Raw genomic sequence first — 17,877 nt, forward strand, 5'->3', positions numbered from 1 at the left:
TGGGCCTGCGGGACGAAGCCGCCCGGTGACGGCCTCGGCGCGCTCGGCTTAAGGCCACGGTCCGGGGTTACCCGGCCCCTATGGTGAAACTGCACATACCAGGACGAAAAGACCACGAGGCGGCCGAGGCCCCGCAGCCGGAGGACGCGCGCCCAGGGCCCGGGGACTCACGCCCAGGGCCCGGGGACTCACGCCCGGCATCCGGGGCGGAACGCCGGGAGGCGGCCGCCCGCACCGACGAGCCCGGGCCCGGGCCCGAGGTGGAACGCGCGGCACCGGACTCGCCGACCGAGCTGCCCAAGGCTTCCTGGGGTGCGGTGCTCAAGGGCAGCCTGCGCGAGTTCAAGGACGACGAGCTGACCGACCGCGCGGCGGCGCTGACCTACTACGGCGTGCTGGCGCTGTTCCCGGCGCTGCTGGTGCTCGTGTCGATACTGGGCCTGACCGGCAGGTCGACCACCGACAAGGTGATCGACAACATCCAGCAGCTCGCCCCCGGCTCGGCGCGCGACATCATCACCCGGGCCGTGGAGCAGCTGCAGGGCAACGCCGGCATCGGCTCGCTCATGGCGATCGTCGGTATCGTCCTCGCGATCTGGTCGGCCTCCGGCTACGTGGCGGCCTTCACCCGCTCCGCCAACGCCGTCTACGACATGCCCGAGGGCCGGCCGGCGTGGAAGCTGCTGCCGGTGCGGGTGGGCGTGACCGTCGTGCTGATGGTGCTGGCCGTGATCAGCGCGCTGATCGTCGTCTTCACCGGCGGACTGGCCCGGCAGGTGGGGACGGCCCTGGGCATCGGCGACACCGCGCTGACGGTGTGGTCGATCGCGAAGTGGCCCGTGCTGGTCATCCTGGTGACGACCATGATCGCGATTCTCTACTGGGCGACCCCGAACGCCAAGGTGAAGGGCTTCCGCTGGATCACCCCGGGCAGTCTGCTGGCCCTGGGCATCTGGCTGATCGCGTCCGCCGGTTTCGCCCTCTACGTGGCCAACTTCGCCTCGTACAACAAGACCTACGGGACGATGGCCGGTGTCATCGTCTTCCTCATCTGGCTCTGGATCACCAATCTGGCGATCCTGCTCGGCCTGGAGTTCGACGCGGAGACGGTGCGGCAGCGGGCGATCGCCGGTGGGCATCCGCCGGAGGCCGAGCCGTACACGCAGCCGCGCGACACCCGGAAGTGGGACGAGCAGGACCGGCGACGGCTGGAGGGGACCTGACCCGGCCCGCTCAGCCCATGAGCCCGGCGGCGACCGTCGCGCCGAGTTCCCAGCAGCGTTCGGTGTCGCCCTTGTCCGGCTCGCCGGTCACGGTGACGGCCTCGGCGGCGCGGCGCCAGCCGAGGCCCGTGGTGATCGACTCGATTCCGCGGACCGCTCCGGTGACGTCGTTGCCGCCGTGCACCCAGTAGCCGAACGGACGCCCCCGCGTGGCATCCAGGCAGGGGTAGTAGACCTGGTCGAAGAAGTGCTTGAGGGCGCCGGACATGTAGCCGAGGTTGGCGGGGGTGCCCAGCAGATAGCCGTCGGCGGCGAGGACGTCGGAGGCCGTGGCCGACAGCGCGGGCACGCGCACGACCCGGACGTCCTCGATCTCGGGGTCCGTCGCCCCGGAGAGGACGGCTTCGAACATCGCCTGGCAGTGGGGCGAGGGCGTGTGTTGGACGATCAGCAAGGTGGCCACGCCTCCCGACCTTGCCGTGCGGGCTCCGCCACCGCAAGCCGCGGCCCGCGTCGCCGAAATTCGCAGGCCCCGCCACCGCAAGCCGCGGCCCGTCATCGTGGGCTGCGGCCCGCGTCACCGCAGGCTGCCCCCCCCTCAGACAGGCCTCGGCCCCCGTCACCATGCGCAGTGACGGGGGCCGAGGCCGTCGGGCCCGAGGGCAGCCGTGCCTTCGGGCCGGAGGTCAGCCGTTCCTGCGGCGGCGTATCAGCAGGACGGCGACGATCAGGGCGCCGGCGCCCGCCAGCAGGGCGGCCCGGTGGTCGCGCACCTGCTCCGGAGCCTTGTCCTGCCAGACCTGCTCCGCCTGCGCGGCCTTCTCCTTCGCGCCCTGAGCGGCGGCGGCACCCTTCTGCTTCACCGGCTCGGGCAGCTTCTCCTCCACCGCGTGGGCCACGTCCGACGCCTTGGCCATGGCCTGCCCGCGCCAGGCCTGCGCCTTCTGCCCGGCCTGCTCCTTGACGGCCACGGCCTTCTCGCGGGCGCGGGCCTTCACATCGGCGCGGTCGGCGAGCTCCTGGACGGTGTCGCCCAGTTCGTGGCGGGTGCGCTCGACCTGCTCGCGCAGCTCCTCGGGGCTGCCGGCGGTCGGCTCGTCGTGCGGGGGCTGGGTCATCGCTGTGCACTCTCCTTGATCTCGGCCACGTCGGCCTTGACGCTGTCGATGGTCCGCTGCGGGGCGGGCGGGGAGGCCTGGCGCACCTGCTTGCGGCCGGCCAGGGCCGTCACACCGGTGGCGACGGCGAGGACGGCCGTGACGATCAGGGCCGCCGCCCACACCGGGAGCGGTACCGCCAGGGCGGCGATCACCGTGGCCACCAGGGCCTGCAGGGTGACGAAACCCAGTACGCCGGCCCCGCCGAACAGGCCGCCGCCCTTCCCGAAGCGTTTGCCCTTCTCGGTCATCTCCGCCTGGGCGAGGCGCATCTCGCCCCGCACCAGCTCGGTGAGCTGTGCCGTCGCGCGCTGCACCAGCTCGCTCACGGGCTCGTCCCCGGCCGTCGGCGCGGAGCTCGGGCGCGTGGCGGCGGATGCCGTGCGGTCCGTGTCCGTCATGGCGATCACCTCCCGGTCTGTTGTCCCGGGCCGGGTACCCCGGACGAGGCGGAAAGGACACCTGGTCACAGAAGTCGTGCCGATCATGAGTGAGCGGCGCGGAATCCGGTACCCGACGCCTCGCTCACCGAACGAGAAAGGGAGGTACCGCCTTGTCGCAGGTAGAGGAATCCATCGAGGTCCGCGTCCCGGTCCACACGGCCTACAACCAGTGGACGCAGTTCGAGACGTTCCCGCAGTTCATGGACGGCGTGGAGCGCATCGAGCAGCGCACCGACACCCTGACGCACTGGGTGACGAAGGTCGGCGGCCAGGAGCGGGAGTTCGACGCGGAGATCACCGAGCAGATCCCGGACGAGCGCGTCGCGTGGACCACCGTCAACGGTGAAGCCAAGCAGGCCGGTGTGGTGACGTTCCACCGCATCCAGGACGACACGACCAAGGTCATGCTGCAGATGGACTTCGACCCCAGTGGCGTGGCCGAGACGGTGGGCGACAAGCTCGGGTTCGTCAAGCGGCAGGTCTCCGGAGACCTGCGGCGCTTCAAGGAGTTCATGGAGGCGCGCGGGACGGAGACGGGCGCCTGGCGCGGCGAGGTCTGACCGGCCCGGCGAGCATTCGAGCCCGGCGAGCGTACGAGGCGGCGGCCACCCCGGCAGGGGTCGGCCGCCGCCTCGCGTGCCGGTCCGTCAGGCCACCGGGCTGGCGATGCCGCTCTGCAGCAGGTGCCGGCCCCGGCGGACGAGGTCGTTCAGGTGCAGGGCCAGCCGGGCGGCGCCGTCGTACAGGGCGTGGACGGCCGGGAGGCGTTCCAGGCGCGGGGCCAGCGCCGACAGGGCGATGGCGAGGGCCACGCCGGCCCAGGCGACGGGGCCGAGCGGGGTGCAGCCGAAGAAGTGGCTCACGCCGGGCGTCTGGACGAGCGCGGCGAGCACGGCGGCCGAGCCGAGGGCGGTGACCCACACCAGCGGGCTGCGGCGCCGTCCGGAGAGGGTCTGCACCAGCTGGGCACCGACCACACCGCACAGGGCCATGGTGGTGGCCCGGCGTTCGGTGCCGGGCGTGAGGCGGCCGATGAGGTACGCCGTGACCGCCCCGAGGCAGGTGGTGATGCCGCGGCGGCGGATGGAGCGCAGCAGGGGCGCGCCGAGGACCTTGAGGCCCATCGGCCCGTCGTCGGCGTGTTCCGCGGTGGAGGGGTCGTCGCTGGGGGTGACCGCGACGGCCATGGCCGGGAACATGTCGGTGAGCAGGTTGACCAGCAGCAGTTGACGGGTCGACAGAGGTGAGGCGCCGGCGAGGAGGGTGCCGAGGACGCTGAAGCCGACCTCGCCGGCGTTGCCGCCGATGAGGATGCTGACGGCGTCGGCGACGCTGCGCCACAGGGCGCGTCCCTCGGCGACGGCGTCGACCAGCACGGAGAGGTCGCCGGTGGTCAGGACCAGGTCGGCGGCGTTGCGGGCGGCGGCGGAGCCGCGGGACTCCACGCCGACCCCGACGTCGGCGGCGCGGATGGCGGCGGCGTCGTTGGCGCCGTCGCCCGCCATCGCCACGACCCGGCCCGCCTGTTGCAGGGCCTCGACGACGTGCAGCTTCTGCTCGGGTGCGACCCGGGCGACGACGCCCGCGCCGTGCAGGACGCGGACGCGCTCGCGGCGTTCCATGGCGACCAGCTCGTCACCGGTGACGACCTCGGTCTCCTCCGGCCAGCCCAGTTGCAGGGCGATGGCGCGGGCGGTCTCCGGGTGGTCGCCGGTGAGCATGACGGGCAGGATGCCGGAGCGGCGCAGCTCCACGAGCAGGCCGTGCGAGGTGTCGCGGGGGACGTCGGCGAGAGCGACCAGGCCGCTGAACTCCAGGTCGGCGAGGGGCGCTTCGAGTTCGGCGTCCGGATCGTCGGCACGGCAGGGGCGGCGGGCGACGGCGAGGACCCGCAGGCCCTTGCCGGCCAGTTCGTGGGCGGTGTCGGTGGCGTGGGCGGGCAGGTCCCGGCAGGCGGGCAGGATCGTCTCGGGGGCGCCCTTGACGACGAGGAGTTCACCGACGCCGGGGTCGCCGTCGCGGCCGATCGCGGCGGCGTAGCCGCGCCGGGTCTCGAAGGGCAGCTCGCCGGTGGGGGTCCAGCCCTCGTCGGGCGGGGCGACGTCGAGGACGGCCTCGTCGGTGGCGTGCGCGACCCGGCGGCCCTGCCCGGTCTCCTCCTGCGGGCAGGCGCGCGCGGCCAGCCGTACGACCGGGACGGCCTGTTCGGCGTCGGTGGCGAGGACGGTGCCGTCGGCGGTGGCCACGCGGACCAGCCGCAGCTTGTTCTCGGTGAGGGTGCCGGTCTTGTCGAAGCAGACGGTGTCGACGCGGCCGAGCGCCTCCAGGGTGCGCGGGGTGCGGACCAGGACGCCGCGCCGGGACAGCCGGCGGGCGGCCGCCATCTGTGCGACGGTCGCGACCAGCGGCAATCCCTCGGGCACGGCGGCGACGGCGACGGCGACACCGCCGCTGACGGCGCGCCGGACGGGGCTGCCGCGCAGCAGGGACAGGCCGGTCACGGCGGCGCCGCCGGTGAAGGTCACCGGCAGTGCCTTGCGGGTGAGTTCCTGGAGACGGGCCTGGACGCCGGCGGGCGGCGGGGTGCGGGCGGCGAGCGTGACGGCACGGCCGGCCTCGGTCTGCTCGCCGGTGTCGACGACGAGCCCGGTGGCCCGACCGGCGACGACGGTGGTGCCCTCGAACACCATGCAGGTGCGCTGTGCCACCGGCAAGCCGGGGGTGGCCTCGACGGACTTGGTCACGGGCAGGGACTCGCCGGTGAGCGCCGACTCGTCCACCTCCAGGCCGTCGACGTCCAGCAGCCGTGCGTCGGCGGGTACGACGTCGCCGGCGCCGAGGCTGATCTCGTCCCCGGGGCGCAGCCGGGCGGCGTCGACGGTGACGGTGCGCTTGCGGCTGTCCTGCTTGCGGGCCTTGGGCTGCTGGCGGGCCGCGAGCCGCGCGAGGGCCTGTTCGGCGCGCATCCGCTGGAGCCCGCCCGTGACGGCGTTGAGGTCCATCGCGCCGACGACCAGCATCGCGTCGACGAGCGAGCCGAGCAGCGCCGAGGCGACGGCGCCGGTGGCCAGGACGGGGGTGAGCGGGTCGTCGAGTTCGCGGCGGACCGCGCCGGCCGCCTGCCACGTCCAGCGGGCCGGGGTGACGGCGGGGTGGCGGACCACCCGGGCCGCCCGCCGGCGGGAGCGGTCGGCCAGCAGGGCGAGTCCGCGGGGCTCCTCGTCGCGGTGGGCACGGCCCAGCCGCTCGCGGGCCTCGTGGGGTTCCAGGGCGTGCCAGGGGATGTGCAGCCGGGGTGGCGGCGGGGTGGCCCGGGCCACCCGGGTGGCTTCGAGCCAGCCGGTGAGCAGGGCGTTGGCGGCGGCGATGTTGACGGGGGCGTGCCGGGTGAGGGGCCACAGCAGGTGCCGGCCCGGAGGCTGTCCGCCGCGGGCGACCAGGAGCCCGGACAGGGCGGCGCCCGCGCGGGCGAGCGTCTGGGAGCGGCGTCCGACGCGCCGGGCGGCGGGGATGGCCGTCAGCAGCCGCCAGACGTCGGCGAGGCCGCCCGGGACGAGCGCGTCGGCGCCCCAGGAGACGGCGGCGCGGCCGTCGGTGAGGGCGATGGCCACGTCGCCCGCGGGCAGCCCGGCCACCACGGGCCCGTCACCGGACTCGTGCAGGCGGGCGACGGTGACCACGACGTGGCCGTCGTCCTGCAGGGCCCGTACGACGTCCCCGAACGGCCGGCTGCCCGGGGCGACCTCGTCGGCGAGCCGGGTGATGTCCTTGAGGTCGGAGCCGCCGGCGATGACGACGTGCAGTCGCGCGCGGCGGGCGGCGTCGAGGACGGCCTCGGCGAAGGGGTGCACGGGGTCGTCGGGATCGCTGTCGTCCTCGGGGCCGGTGCGCAGGGCGTCGGCGTGCAGGACGAGGGCGTCGGCGATCTCCAGCTGGCGCAGCCGTTCGCCGCTGCGCACGAGGATCCCGGCGTGCGCGAGGAAGGTGCCGAGGGTCGCGCTGAAGGCGGCCGGTCCGTACCGGGCCGCCTTCGGGGAGCCGGCGAGGACCGCTTCGGCCGCGTCGGTCGCGTTGTGGGTGACGAGGAGGGTGGCGGCGGCGCCGGCGAGGCTTCCGGTGCTGGCGTGCGAGGCGTACTCCTGGGCGGGAGTCACCTTCAGGGGCGGCCGGGCGTCCGCGGGGCCGGGCAGGCTGGTGCGTCCCGGGTGGCTGAGGTCGTCGTGCAGGGCTTCGAAGGCCGCGGCCCTGGCCACGGCTTCGGTGAGCTGGGTGCCGCGCAGGAGCCCGTCGAGCAGGAGCGCCAGCGGGGTCTGTCCGACGCTGTGCGCGGCGGCGTTGGCGGCGGCGAGGACGAGCTCCATGCCGGAGGGGCCGAAGCGGCGGCGGAGCACGGCCCGGAAGCGGGGATTCTCGCGCAGCAGGGTGACGGTGGCGGTGACGATGCGTGAGGTGGGCGGCAGCCGCAGGGAGCGGCCGGCCAGGGCACCGGCCGCTCCGGCGGCGTCCAGCAGGATCGCCGCGGCGCTGACGCGCACCTCGCCGGGGTCGCCGGGGTGCGCGGTCTCGGGCGCCTCCGGATCGGCGTCCTCGCTGAGGCCGAAACGCGCGGCGAGCTCGGTGGCCCGTTCGGTGACGCGGTCGGTGACGGCGTCCTCAGCGAGCGTGATCACCAGCCGGCCCAGGCCCTCGTCCCAGAAGGCGGCGAGCACGTCCGGGTGGTCGACGAGTTCCTCGGCCACCTGACGGGCGAGGGCGCCGGCGTCGCCGCCCGGGCGGCGCAGGGCGAGGTGCAGGTGCTGCCCCGCCGTCCAGTGCCGGCCGCCCGTGAGGGCGTTGCGCGCGACGTTGCGGACTCGGCGCGTGGTGTCGTAGACGGACGTCACTCCCTGGGCGGTGCCGCGGGCGGCCCCGGCGGCCGCCCCGGCCACGGCCCCGACGAGCGGGGCGACGTCGAAGCGTGTGAGCATCTTCTGCTTCCCGATTCAGCCGGTGGGGTGACCGTCGTGCCCGCGCCGGTGGGCGCGGTCGCCGTGATGCGGGTCCTCGCCGTGATGCGGGTCCTCGCCGTGGTGGGCGGTGGCTTCGGCGACCTGCTTCAGGGCGGAGGCGGTGGCGGTGTCGCCCACCTTGGCGGGCTGCTCGTGCACGTGCGGTTCCGGCCGGTCGTGCCGGTAGTGCGACGAGGCGAGCCGGGCGCCGGGTCCGTACGCGGAGGTGTCCGGCTCGTCCTCTGCCCCGGCCGTGGACGTCCTGCCCGGCCGGGTGGTGCCGGTGGCGCCGTCGGGTGAGGTGTCGGCGTGTCCGGGCCGCGGCCGGGTGAGCCAGGCGACGGCGGCGCCGGTCAGGGCCACGGGCCACTCGACCACTCCGGCCACACCGAGCACGCCGGCACCGGCGTAGACGGCCATCCGGCGTCCGCGCGGCGAGACCGCGCCGATCCTGTCGAGGGCGCCGGTGGCGACCTTGCCGACCTGTTCCGCGCCGGGCAGGTGGCGCAGACCCGAGGCGACGGCCCGCAGCGGCTGCGGAAGATCGGACGAACGGGGGGTGTCCTGGTTCATGGCGACCTCCGCGAGCGCATGGATGGGCTGCTTCCGGTTTCCCATCCTTTCGCCCCATATTCCGTCTTCGGTAGGGTATGCGCTTGTCTTGTTCGCCCGAGGCTGCGACCCGGGCGTCAGACGACGCTCTGGCCGTCGTGGATGCCGCCCATGCAGCGCTTGCTCCAGGGCGATCCGTCCCCCACGGCGGAAATGATGATCATGCCTCCACCGGCGATGCACTGGCCCGCGGTGACGTCCGCCGGGAGCGCCGCGGCGCGGGCGGGGGCGGCGAGAGCGACCAGGGCCAGGGCGGTGAGCAGGGCGTACGGCAGGGTGCGCATGGGGGCTCCTTCGTAGCGGGCGGGCCGGACGGCGACGCCGTCCCAGCGTCGCCAGGAGGTGCCGGGGCCGCCAGCCGGACGGGGGTCAGGGGTCCGGCAGCCGGGTGGGACCGGGCATTCGCGGCACGGCAACCGGGTGGCCGGGAATCCGGGGGGGGGACGGCAGCCGGGCCGGGCGGGACGCGGGCCGGGCCCGGCGAGGACGGCCGGAGCCTTCCGTGTCGGCGCGGGCGCGCCGGGTACTCGCTGCTGGCAGACACGCAGGCCGTTTTGGGTCCGGACGCCGCGCGGGAGCGGCTGGTCCGGTTCGGTGAAGGGGAGTGGTCATGACGCAGAACGGGGATGACGCGACGCTCGTCCGGCGACCGGGGGTTTCCGACCTCGGGACGGCAGTGCAGGGGGGCGAGCCCGCGCCGCGGCAGGACCCGTCGGCGGACGAGCCGCCGCACGAACTCCCCCTGGACCGCAACCAGGCGATCCTGGAGGCGGCCAAGCAGGTGGGGGCGCTGCTGAAGCGCAAGGGGCATCTCTTCGCGCTGGCCGGCAGCGTGGCCGCCTACGCCCACGGCGGCGAGAAGAACCTCCAGCACGACGTCGACTTCGCCATCCGCCCCGAGGACGCCGACGCGGTGGCGGCCACGCTGCGCGACGCCGGGCTGACGGTCTACACGCCGCCGGAGGACTGGCTGATCAAGGCCACGTGTTTCGGCCAGCCGGTGGACATCATCTTCGAGCTGGCGCACCGGCCGGTCGGCGCCGACATGCTGGAGCGGGCGGAGGAGCTGTCGGTCGACTCGGTGCGCATGCCCGTGCTGGCCCCGACCGACCTGCTGTGGAGCCTGACCGCCGCGTTCTCCGAGCACCACTGCGACTTCGGCGCCGCCCTGCCGATCGCCCGGGCCCTGCGCGAGAAGGTCGACTGGGACCGGGTGCGGCGCGAGTGCGGCGACGAGCCCATGCCCGCAGCCTTCTTCTTCCTGCTGGAGCGCCTGAACGTCATCTGAAGGAGCACCCATGAGCACCCACGGTTCCCAGGACGCCGGCGGTGGGCCGGCGGAGAACCTGGACTACCGCATCGCCCATCTGCAGGACCGCCTCGCCTCGGGTGAGCTCGGCGAACTCGGCGTGCGGGTCGAGGCCCGCGGCCAGGCGGTGCTGCTCACCGGCACCGTGCCCTCGTCCCCCTGCCGCGAGGAGATCCTGCGCACCGTCCACGAGGAACTGGCCGGGATCCCGGTGCACAGCGACCTCGTGGTGACCGAGGCGTCCTCCCCCGACCACGCGGAGGAACTGGCATGATCCGCATCGCAGCCGTCGGAGACATCCACATGGGGCCCGACAGCCAGGGCGTGCTGCGCCCGGCCTTCGAGACCCTGCCCGAGTGCGCGGACCTCCTGCTGCTGGCCGGCGACCTGACCCGGCACGGCACGCCCGAGGAGATGCGGGTGGTCGCCCGGGAGGTGCAGGGCCTCGGTGTTCCGGTGGTCGCCGTCCTGGGCAATCACGACCATCACGACGACCGCCCCGACGAGGTCACGGCCATCCTCCGGGACGCCGGCACCCACGTCCTGGAGGGTGAGCACACGGTCGTGGAGAGCGGCGGGGCCCGGATCGGCGTGGCCGGCACCAAGGGGTTCGGCGGCGGGTTCGTCGGCCGCTGCGCCGGGGAGTTCGGCGAGCCGGTGATGAAGGAGTTCGTCCGCTACTCGCGCCGGTCCGCCGACGGCCTGCGCACGGCGCTGGAACAGCTCGGCGAGGCGGACTGCGACGCGCGGATCGCGCTGACCCACTACTCCCCCGTCGCGGAGACGCTGGCGGGCGAGCCGCTGGAGATCTACCCGTTCCTGGGCAGCTATCTGCTGGCGGAGGCCATCGACACGGCCGGCGCCGATCTCGCGGTGCACGGGCACGCGCACGCCGGTACCGAGCACGGCATGACGAGCGGCGGCGTGAAGGTGCGCAACGTCGCCCAGCCGGTCATCGGGCGGGCCTTCCACGTCTACCACCTGCCGGTCCGCGACCGTGCGGCCTCCACGGCCGCCGCGCACGCGGCCCACTAGAACCGACTCCCCTCCCCTCGCGCCGCCGGCCCCGGGCCGGCGGCGCTTTCGTGTGCCCGCGGCCGTGATCCCTCTCGTACCGCCTGTGGTGTGAACCCCCCGCACGTCGTGCCCGTTTCAGGCATTTTGTCTGCTTAGCATGCGAGCTCCGCGCTCCGCACGTCGGCGATGTCCCCACGCGTCCGCCCGGGGCGCAACTGCCCCGTACGAGAGGACCTCAGATGGCGCTGACGGGCCGTCAAAGACCACCGTCCGAGCATGCCTTCTCCCCGCACGACGCCGTACTGCGCTCCGCTGCCCCGCACGTCGCCCGCCGTCGCTTCCTGACCGTCACCGCGGCGGCCGCGCTGCTCGCCTTCTCCACCAACCGGCCGGCCCGCGGCGCCACCGCCGCCCGCGAACTGGACGCCGCCCGGATCACCGACGACCCGTTCACGCTCGGGGTGGCCTCCGGGGACCCGCTGCCCGACTCGGTGCTCCTGTGGACGCGGCTGGCCCCCCAGCCGTTCGCGGAGGACGGCGGCCTGGGGCAGCAACGGGTCGTCGTGTACTGGGAGGTGGCCCTGGACGAGTGGTTCGGCTTCGTCGAGCACCGGGGCGTGGCCACGGCCCACCCGGAGTACGCGCACAGCGTGCACGTCGACGTCAAGGGCCTGATGCCGGACAGCGAGTACTACTACCGGTTCCGGGTGGGCGCCTGGATCAGTCCCACCGGCCGGACCCGGACGGCACCGGCCGCGGGCAGCGACGCCGACGGCATGCGCCTGGCCGCGGTCGCCTGCCAGGCCTACCAGGACGGCTATTACACCGCCTACCGCCACCTGGCGCAGGAGGACGTCGACGTCGTCTTCCATCTCGGCGACTACCTCTACGAGTACGCCGTGGACTCCGCCGGCGGGGCCCGCCGCTACACCGACCGCAAGCTGCCCGACGTGTTCAACCGCGAGACGACCACCCTGGCCGACTACCGGCTGCGCTACGCGCTCTACAAGACGGACCCGGACCTGCAGGCGGCGCACGCCCGGCATCCCTTCGTGGTCACCTGGGACGACCACGAGACGGAGAACAACTACGCCGGCGCCGTCGACGAGAAGGGCGGCCCGCAGGACCAGTTCCTGGTGCGCCGGGCCGCCGCCTACCGGGCCTACTGGGAGAACCAGCCGCTGCGCGCCGAGCAGTTGCCGCAGGGCCCGGACGCCCGGCTGTACCGCCGGCTGGCCTGGGGCTCGCTCGCCCAGTTCGACATCCTCGACACCCGCCAGTACCGCTCGGACCAGGCCTACAACGACCGGCCGCACGCCCCGGGCGCCGAGTCGGACGATCCGGCGCGCACCCTCACGGGCGACGCCCAGGAGCGCTGGCTGCTGGACGGCTGGCGGTCCTCCGGCGCGCTGTGGAAGGTGATGCCCCAGCAGGTGTGTTTCTCGCAGCGCAAGTTCGACCTGACCGAGCCGGCCCGGGTCTCCATGGACGCCTGGGACGGTTACCGCGCCTCCCGCGCTCGCGTGATGGCCGGCGCGAAGGCCGCGGGCGTCGCCAACTGGATGGTCCTCACCGGCGACGTCCACGTCGGGTACGCCTTCGACATCAAGGAGAACTTCGACGACCCGGCGTCGAAGACGGTCGGCACGGAGTTCACCTGCACCTCCATCGCCAGCGGCGGCGACGGGACCGAGAAGCCGTCCGACTGGGAGACCTACATGAAGGCCAACCCGCACATGAAGTACTTCGACGGCCGGCGCGGCTACGTCCGGGTCGAGCTCGGCGAGGAGAACGCCCAGGTGGACTTCCGCACCGTCTCGGGCATCACGAAGCCCGGCGGCACCATCTCGACGACCGCGTCCTTCGTCACGGAGGTGGGCTCGCCCGGGCTGAAGTCCGCGTGACGCCCGGCGCCCGGTACTGCACATGGCGCCCTTCGCGGCACCAGAGCGCGAACCGGGACGGCCGGGGACATCACGCCGGGCCGTTGCGGCAAGGCCTGTGCGGGAGCTGCACGTGATCGAGAACCCCATCGGACACCGTGACCGAAGGAGACACAGCGAATGGTCCACAGACACGCCCTGACCGGCCGCCGGGCGGCCCTCACCGCGCTCGGCGCCCTCGTCGCCACCGGGCTCCCCGCCTCGGCGGCGGCCGAGCCGACGCCCGCGGCCGGTCCCCTGCCCACGGCCGCGCAGACCCTGGGCGCCGACCGGCCGTCGGCTCCCGTGCTGCGCGCCCTGCAGCGCGATCTCGGACTGACCCCGGCGCAGGCGTCCCGGCGGCTGGTCAACGAGGCGGAGGCGGGCACCCGGGCGGGGCTGCTGCGCAACGCCCTGGGCGACCGCTTCGCCGGTGCCTGGCTGCGCGGCACGACGTCGCAGGAGCTCGTGGTGGCGACCACGAAGGCCGCGGACGTGCCCGCGATCAAGGCACAGGGCGCGAAGGCGGCCGTGGTGAAGAAGCCGCTGCGCGACCTGCGGGCCGCGAAGGAGAAGCTGGACGCGGCGGCGGCGAAGGCCGACACGCGTGAGACGCCGCTGTGGTACGTCGACATCCCGGCGAACCGGGTCGTGGTGGAGGCCGGGAACAAGGCCGCCGCGGCCGCGTTCGTCAAGGCGGCGGGTCTGGACGCCAAGAGCGTGGCCGTGAAGGTGACGGCGAACCGGCCGCGCCTCTTTGCGGAGGTCACGGGCGGCGACGCCTACTACATCGAGGGCACCGCCCGCTGCTCCGTCGGTTTCTCCGTCACCAAGGGCGACCAGCAGGGCTTCGCCTCGGCGGGTCACTGCGGCAAGCAGGGCGCGAAGACGACCGGGTTCGACAAGGCCGAGCAGGGCACGTTCCAGGCGTCCACGTTCCCCGGCAAGGACATGTCCTGGGTGGCCGTCAACGACAAGTGGACGGCCACGGCGAACGTGAAGGGCGAGGGCGAGCAGAAGGTGCAGATCACCGGCTCGGTCCAGGCGCTCGTGGGGGCCGCCGTGTGCCGCTCCGGTTCCACCACGGGCTGGCACTGCGGGAAGGTCGAGCAGCACGACACCAGCGTCAGTTACGCCGAGGGCAAGGTGGACGGGCTGACCCAGACGACGGTGTGCGCCGAGCCGGGCGACTCGGGCGGCCCGTACGTCTCGGGTGTGCAGGCGCAGGGCGTGACGTCCGGCGGCACCGGTGACTGCAAGAACGGCGGCACGACGTTCTACCAGCCGATCAATCCGCTGCTCGGCGACTTCGGCCTGACACTGAAGACGGCGGAGGCCGAGGACCCGCAGCCGCAGGGCAACGTGGCGCAGGCCTGGGCCGCGGGCCGGGTGTACGAGGCCGGCGCCACGGTGGTCCACGCGGGTGCGCGCTACCAGTGCCTGCAGACGCACCAGGCGCAGGGCCCCTGGGCGCCCACCCGCACACCGGCCCTCTGGCACCGGGTGTGACGAGGGGTCAGGGCTGTCCGGCGCCGGCGCGGCCCGTGCCGTCGGTGCCGGGCGGGCCCGGCGGCTCCTCGGCGAGCAGCCCGTACGCGGTGGCGACGAACGGGTCGTGGGCGCGGAAGCGGCGGGTGCACACGGCGGCCAGGGCCGTGCCGGTGTCGGGGCGGAAGCCGAGGAACGCCTGCTGGCCGAGGGTCGCGCCGCTGTGGAAGTACATCGGCCCGCCGTCGGTGGGGTGACGGAACCAGGCGATGGTGTGCACGTGCCGGTGCGTGAGGCCCCGGCGCAGCACGGGGACGCGCACCGCGCGCAGGGCCGGGGCCAGCGCCGGGGGCGCCGCGGCCGGGTCCAGGTGGGCTTCCAGGAAGGTGAGCAGGTCGTGCGGTGTGGCGCGTACGGCGCCCGCGGCCTGGAAGCCGCCGGCGTCGAAGGCGGGAACGGGGGACGCTCCGTCCTTGGCGTGCCCGGTGGCGTCGTGGCCCGGCTCGTGCGGGTGCAGGCTCGTGCCGGTCAGGCCGAGCGGGCGCAGGACCCGCTCGGTGAGCAGGTCCTCCCAGGGGGTGCCGGCCGCGGCGGCGAGAGCGTGGCCGAGCACGGCGACGCCGTAGTTGGAGTAGCACCAGCGGGTGCCGGGGCGGTGGCGGGGCCGGTGGCGCAGGAAGGCGTCGACGACCCGGTCGGCCGGGAAGCGGGCGTAGGGGTTGGTGTGCCAGGCGGGCAGGCCCCGGAGGTGGAAGCCGGCCGGCAGGGCGGGCAGTCCGGAGGTGTGCGTGATCAGGTGGGCGAGCGTGACCGGGTCCGCTCCGCGGGGCCGTGTCCCGTCCAGGAGGGCGGCGGCCGGTTCGCCGCCGGTCAGCCGGCCGGTGTGGATGAGTTCGGCCAGCAGCAGCCCGGTGAATGTCTTGGTGGCGGAGCCGATCTCGTAGCGCAGGTCCTCGCGGGGCAGCCGCGGTGCCGGGGCGGTGCCGCCGGCGCGCAGGGTGCGGCGGCCGTGGCGCGAGAGGGCGAAGACGGCGTCGGGCGCGTCGGCGGCGGCGACCGCGTCCGCGAGCAGGTCGCCGTCCGGCGGCAGGCCGGGTTCGCCGGCGGGCCGGGCGTCCGGTCGCGGCGGCGGGCCGGGCGCGGGCCGTTCCTCGGCGTCGGGCCGGGCTCCCGGCCACGGGGCGGGCCACAGTGCCGTCACGAGGCCTCCGCCAGTTCGGACAGGGCCCGGGACGTGGCCAGGACCGAGGCGAACGCTGCGACCAGGGTGGGGTGGTAGACGATGTCGAAGACCTCGTCGGGCTCGCCCTCGGGCATGGTGCGGATCGCCGGCATGGCTCCGTCCGGCTGCTGCGCGGCCGCGAAGGCGCGCCAGGCGCGCTCGTCCAGGGTGGGGCGGGGCAGGCAGGCGTCGACGACCAGCAGTTCGCCGAGCAGGTCCCAGCGCTCCAGGTCCAGCCAGTCGTCGATCCACACCGGCAGCCAGGTGGCGAGGTAGTCGGCGATGTCCGGCGGCAGGCCGCCCGGGTTCTCGCCCCAGTCGGTGAGGTGGAACACCGTGTGGGTGACGTCGTAGGCGATGTGGCCCTCGACGGTCCAGGGTTCGGGGGTGCGGGCCAGCCAGGTCCCGCCCACCAGGTCGGCCTCGGGCGGGCGGGGAGTGAGGCCGTAGCGGCGCTGGAAGGCGGACAGGCCCAGGCGCCGGGTCGGGGTGACCTCGAAGGCGACCCAGCTGTCCAGCCGGTGGTTCAGGACGGCGGCCCGCTCCACCTCGGGGTGGCTGTAGCCCAGTTCCTTGAAGGGCAGGTACACCTCGAAGGGGATGGGCGAGATCGGCTCCGTGCGCTGTCCGCGCACCAGCATGGCGCCGCCGTCGAGGGTCTCGCGCCAGGCGTGGTCGAGCAGTCGGCGGGCCAGCTCGGCCTGGCGTGAGCCGGCCACGCCCTCGCGGAAGAGCACCTTGCAGATCAGGGCCAGTTCGCCGACGGGCTTGAAGCGCTCCAGGAAGCCGATCTCGGGGTCCACGTCTGGCTGCAGGCGGAAGCCGTCCCGGTGGGCCCACAGCCATTCGATGGCGCCCACCCCGACGGTGTGGATCAGGCGCGTGTCGGTCATACCGGTACTCCTTGTCCGGCGGTCAGCGCCGCCGCGAAGGCCGCCATGAGAGTGGAGTGGTAGTGGTGCGCGAAGTACGCGGCGGGATCGCCGGCGTCGCCCTCCTCGGGCAGCGCGCCGGAGGCGTCCTGCGCCGCGGCGACGCGCGCCCAGGCGTCGTCCGGGACGGTGTCGCCCGGCAGTCCGGGCACGCTCGCGGCCACGGCCAGCAGTTCGCAGGCGAGGTCCCACATCCGCGCGTCCAGGCAGGTGTCGATCCAGGGCGGCAGCCAGTGGGCCAGGTAGTCCGTGAGGTCGCCGGGGACTCCTCCGGCGGCGCGTCCCCAGTCGGTGAGGTGGAAGACCACATGGGTGAGCGCGTATCCGGCGGAGCGTTCGAAGGTCCAGGGTTCCGGCAGTCCGCCCAGCCAGGTGCGGCGCAGCGCCGGTTCGCGGGGCTCGTCCCGGTGGATCCCGCCGCGTTCCTCGGCGTGGAGGACACCGAGCCGGCGGGTCGGTTCCTGCTCGGTCAGCCGCCAGCCGCGGGTGCGGGCGACCGTGGCGGTGGCGGCCTCGTAGGCGGGGTGGCGGAAGCCGGCCGCGGCCAGGGCGGCGTAGACCTCCAGCGGGTAGGTGGCGAACGGCTCGAGCCGTTGCAGCCGGAGGAACAGCTCACCCTCGCCGGTCTGCCGCCAGGCGAAGGCGAGCAGGTCGGCGGCTCGGGCGTGCAGGGGGTCGCCGGGGGGTGTGTGCCGGGTGACGGTCGCGCAGACCTGGGCCAGTTCGCCGAGCGGCTTCCAGCTGCGGTCGACCTGGCCGTCGGCGGCCAGCGCGTCCTCGCCGAGCGCGAAGTCCGCGCGGCGGCCGGACGCCCAGGCCAGCGCGGCGCGTGCCACGTCGCGGACCTCCCGGGCCGGTGCGCTCACACCGGTGCTCCGGCGCGCAGCAGGCGTGCCGCCCGCACCTGGAGTTCCACCTGCGGGTCCTGGCCGCCCATCAGTTCCACGAAGTCCAGGCCCGCTTCGAGGCCGAGGGTGGTGGGGACGCCGTCCAGCAGGGTGAGCCAGCGGCCCGCTCCGGCCGCCTGCCGCCAGTCGCGGCGGCGCACGGCGCGGACGAAACCGCGGGCGACGTCCACGGGACGGCGTCCGGCGGCGCGGGTCACGGCGCACTCCTCGCCGGGCAGGGCGAGGGGGGCCAGCACGGCCAGTTGGTGGGTCAGGACCTGCCAGCTCGCGCCGTCCAGCCAGTCGGCGCCGGGTTCGGCCTCGCCGGCGGCGGAGGACGGGTCGAGCCGTCGCAGGGTGCGTGCCATGGCCCAGTGGCTCCACAGCACGGCCGGGGCCGCGTCGGCGCGGGGCGGGAAGGACTCCACGGCCTTGCGGAACACGGCGAGTTCGTCGGGGTCGGGTGGGGTGCCCAGCAGGACGGACGGCAGCAGCGCGTCGGATCCGAGCACGCGTACGGCCGCGAGTGCGATGCCTCCGGCGTCCGAGTCGACCACCCCGGGGGTGGCCGCTCGCGCGTGGTCTCCGCCCCGGAGGGCGGAGACCACACTGGAGGCGAGGTCCTGCACCGCGCCCTGCAAGAGGGTCGAAGTGCCTGACTGCTCCATTGACTACTC

At 74.5% G+C, this 17,877-nt stretch carries 17 protein-coding genes; 7 read left to right on the top strand and 10 right to left on the bottom strand.

What is annotated here, in order from left to right; all coding sequences use genetic code 11:
- Window positions 1-80: 80 nt before the first annotated feature.
- On the top strand, window positions 81-1,223 hold the full coding sequence (locus CHR28_RS14985) for a YhjD/YihY/BrkB family envelope integrity protein (protein WP_373453355.1): 1,143 nt from the start codon (window positions 81-83) through the stop codon (window positions 1,221-1,223).
- 10 nt (window positions 1,224-1,233) lie between these two features.
- Here the strand turns inward: CHR28_RS14985 and CHR28_RS14990 are convergent, their stop codons facing one another.
- The 3 genes from CHR28_RS14990 to CHR28_RS15000 form a co-directional block, all read right to left on the bottom strand.
- Complete coding sequence (locus CHR28_RS14990) at window positions 1,234-1,686, bottom strand: flavodoxin family protein (protein WP_094054114.1); 453 nt, start codon at window positions 1,684-1,686, stop codon at window positions 1,234-1,236.
- A gap of 223 nt (window positions 1,687-1,909) precedes the next feature.
- On the bottom strand, window positions 1,910-2,341 hold the full coding sequence (locus CHR28_RS14995) for a DUF3618 domain-containing protein (RefSeq protein ID WP_094054115.1): 432 nt from the start codon (window positions 2,339-2,341) through the stop codon (window positions 1,910-1,912).
- A complete protein-coding gene (locus tag CHR28_RS15000; protein WP_179272445.1) occupies window positions 2,338-2,781 on the bottom strand; it encodes a phage holin family protein in 444 nt (147 codons plus the stop codon). The genes CHR28_RS14995 and CHR28_RS15000 overlap by 4 nt, the downstream gene beginning before the upstream one ends.
- Before the next feature lie 152 nt (window positions 2,782-2,933).
- Between CHR28_RS15000 and CHR28_RS15005 the strand changes: the two genes are divergently transcribed.
- On the top strand, window positions 2,934-3,383 hold the full coding sequence (locus tag CHR28_RS15005) for an SRPBCC family protein (protein WP_094054116.1): 450 nt from the start codon (window positions 2,934-2,936) through the stop codon (window positions 3,381-3,383).
- An 87-nt stretch (window positions 3,384-3,470) separates the two neighbouring features.
- On the opposite strand, the gene CHR28_RS15010 is transcribed toward CHR28_RS15005, so the two are convergent.
- The 3 genes from CHR28_RS15010 to CHR28_RS15020 form a co-directional block, all read right to left on the bottom strand.
- Window positions 3,471-7,790 carry a cation-translocating P-type ATPase gene (locus tag CHR28_RS15010; protein ID WP_094054117.1) on the bottom strand — a complete coding sequence of 1,440 codons (4,320 nt, stop codon included), beginning with the start codon at window positions 7,788-7,790 and terminating at the stop codon, window positions 3,471-3,473.
- Window positions 7,791-7,805: 15 nt separating this feature from the next.
- The gene (locus tag CHR28_RS37790) at window positions 7,806-8,384 is read right to left on the bottom strand and encodes a hypothetical protein (protein ID WP_179272446.1); all 579 of its coding nucleotides are present in this window, start codon (window positions 8,382-8,384) and stop codon (window positions 7,806-7,808) included.
- Window positions 8,385-8,500: 116 nt separating this feature from the next.
- Entirely contained in the window at window positions 8,501-8,707 is a 207-nt protein-coding gene (locus tag CHR28_RS15020) for a hypothetical protein (RefSeq protein ID WP_094054119.1), read from the bottom strand.
- A gap of 326 nt (window positions 8,708-9,033) precedes the next feature.
- Between CHR28_RS15020 and CHR28_RS15025 the strand changes: the two genes are divergently transcribed.
- From CHR28_RS15025 to CHR28_RS15045, 5 genes are all read left to right on the top strand, one after another.
- Window positions 9,034-9,711, top strand: coding sequence for a nucleotidyltransferase family protein (locus tag CHR28_RS15025; protein ID WP_094054120.1), 678 nt, complete (start codon window positions 9,034-9,036; stop codon window positions 9,709-9,711).
- Window positions 9,712-9,721: 10 nt separating this feature from the next.
- On the top strand, window positions 9,722-10,006 hold the full coding sequence (locus tag CHR28_RS15030; RefSeq protein WP_094054121.1) for a BON domain-containing protein: 285 nt from the start codon (window positions 9,722-9,724) through the stop codon (window positions 10,004-10,006).
- Window positions 10,003-10,767, top strand: coding sequence for a metallophosphoesterase family protein (locus CHR28_RS15035; RefSeq protein ID WP_094054122.1), 765 nt, complete (start codon window positions 10,003-10,005; stop codon window positions 10,765-10,767). Before CHR28_RS15030 ends, CHR28_RS15035 begins: the two co-directional genes overlap by 4 nt.
- A 221-nt stretch (window positions 10,768-10,988) precedes the next feature.
- Window positions 10,989-12,653 carry an alkaline phosphatase D family protein gene (locus CHR28_RS15040; RefSeq protein ID WP_094054123.1) on the top strand — a complete coding sequence of 555 codons (1,665 nt, stop codon included), beginning with the start codon at window positions 10,989-10,991 and terminating at the stop codon, window positions 12,651-12,653.
- 159 nt (window positions 12,654-12,812) lie between these two features.
- Window positions 12,813-14,180 (top strand): alpha-lytic protease prodomain-containing protein, encoded by a 1,368-nt coding sequence (locus CHR28_RS15045; protein ID WP_094054124.1) that lies wholly within the window; start codon window positions 12,813-12,815, stop codon window positions 14,178-14,180.
- A gap of 7 nt (window positions 14,181-14,187) precedes the next feature.
- On the opposite strand, the gene CHR28_RS15050 is transcribed toward CHR28_RS15045, so the two are convergent.
- Genes CHR28_RS15050 through CHR28_RS15065 form a run of 4 tightly spaced genes read right to left on the bottom strand, consistent with a single transcriptional unit; the run spans window position 14,188 to window position 17,868 of the window.
- Window positions 14,188-15,360: a serine hydrolase domain-containing protein gene (locus CHR28_RS15050; protein ID WP_373453356.1), complete on the bottom strand. Its 1,173-nt coding sequence runs from the start codon at window positions 15,358-15,360 to the stop codon at window positions 14,188-14,190.
- A complete protein-coding gene (locus CHR28_RS15055) occupies window positions 15,357-16,274 on the bottom strand; it encodes a DUF6895 family protein (RefSeq protein ID WP_094054125.1) in 918 nt (305 codons plus the stop codon). The genes CHR28_RS15050 and CHR28_RS15055 overlap by 4 nt, the downstream gene beginning before the upstream one ends.
- Window positions 16,271-17,179, bottom strand: coding sequence for a DUF6895 family protein (locus tag CHR28_RS15060; protein WP_256984256.1), 909 nt, complete (start codon window positions 17,177-17,179; stop codon window positions 16,271-16,273). The genes CHR28_RS15055 and CHR28_RS15060 overlap by 4 nt, the downstream gene beginning before the upstream one ends.
- A complete protein-coding gene (locus CHR28_RS15065; protein WP_094054126.1) occupies window positions 17,176-17,868 on the bottom strand; it encodes a hypothetical protein in 693 nt (230 codons plus the stop codon). Before CHR28_RS15065 ends, CHR28_RS15060 begins: the two co-directional genes overlap by 4 nt.
- Window positions 17,869-17,877: the final 9 nt, after the last annotated feature.

This window comes from Streptomyces sp. XY006 (genome assembly GCF_002237655.1).
In the GTDB taxonomy this organism is placed as follows: domain Bacteria; phylum Actinomycetota; class Actinomycetes; order Streptomycetales; family Streptomycetaceae; genus Streptomyces; species Streptomyces levis.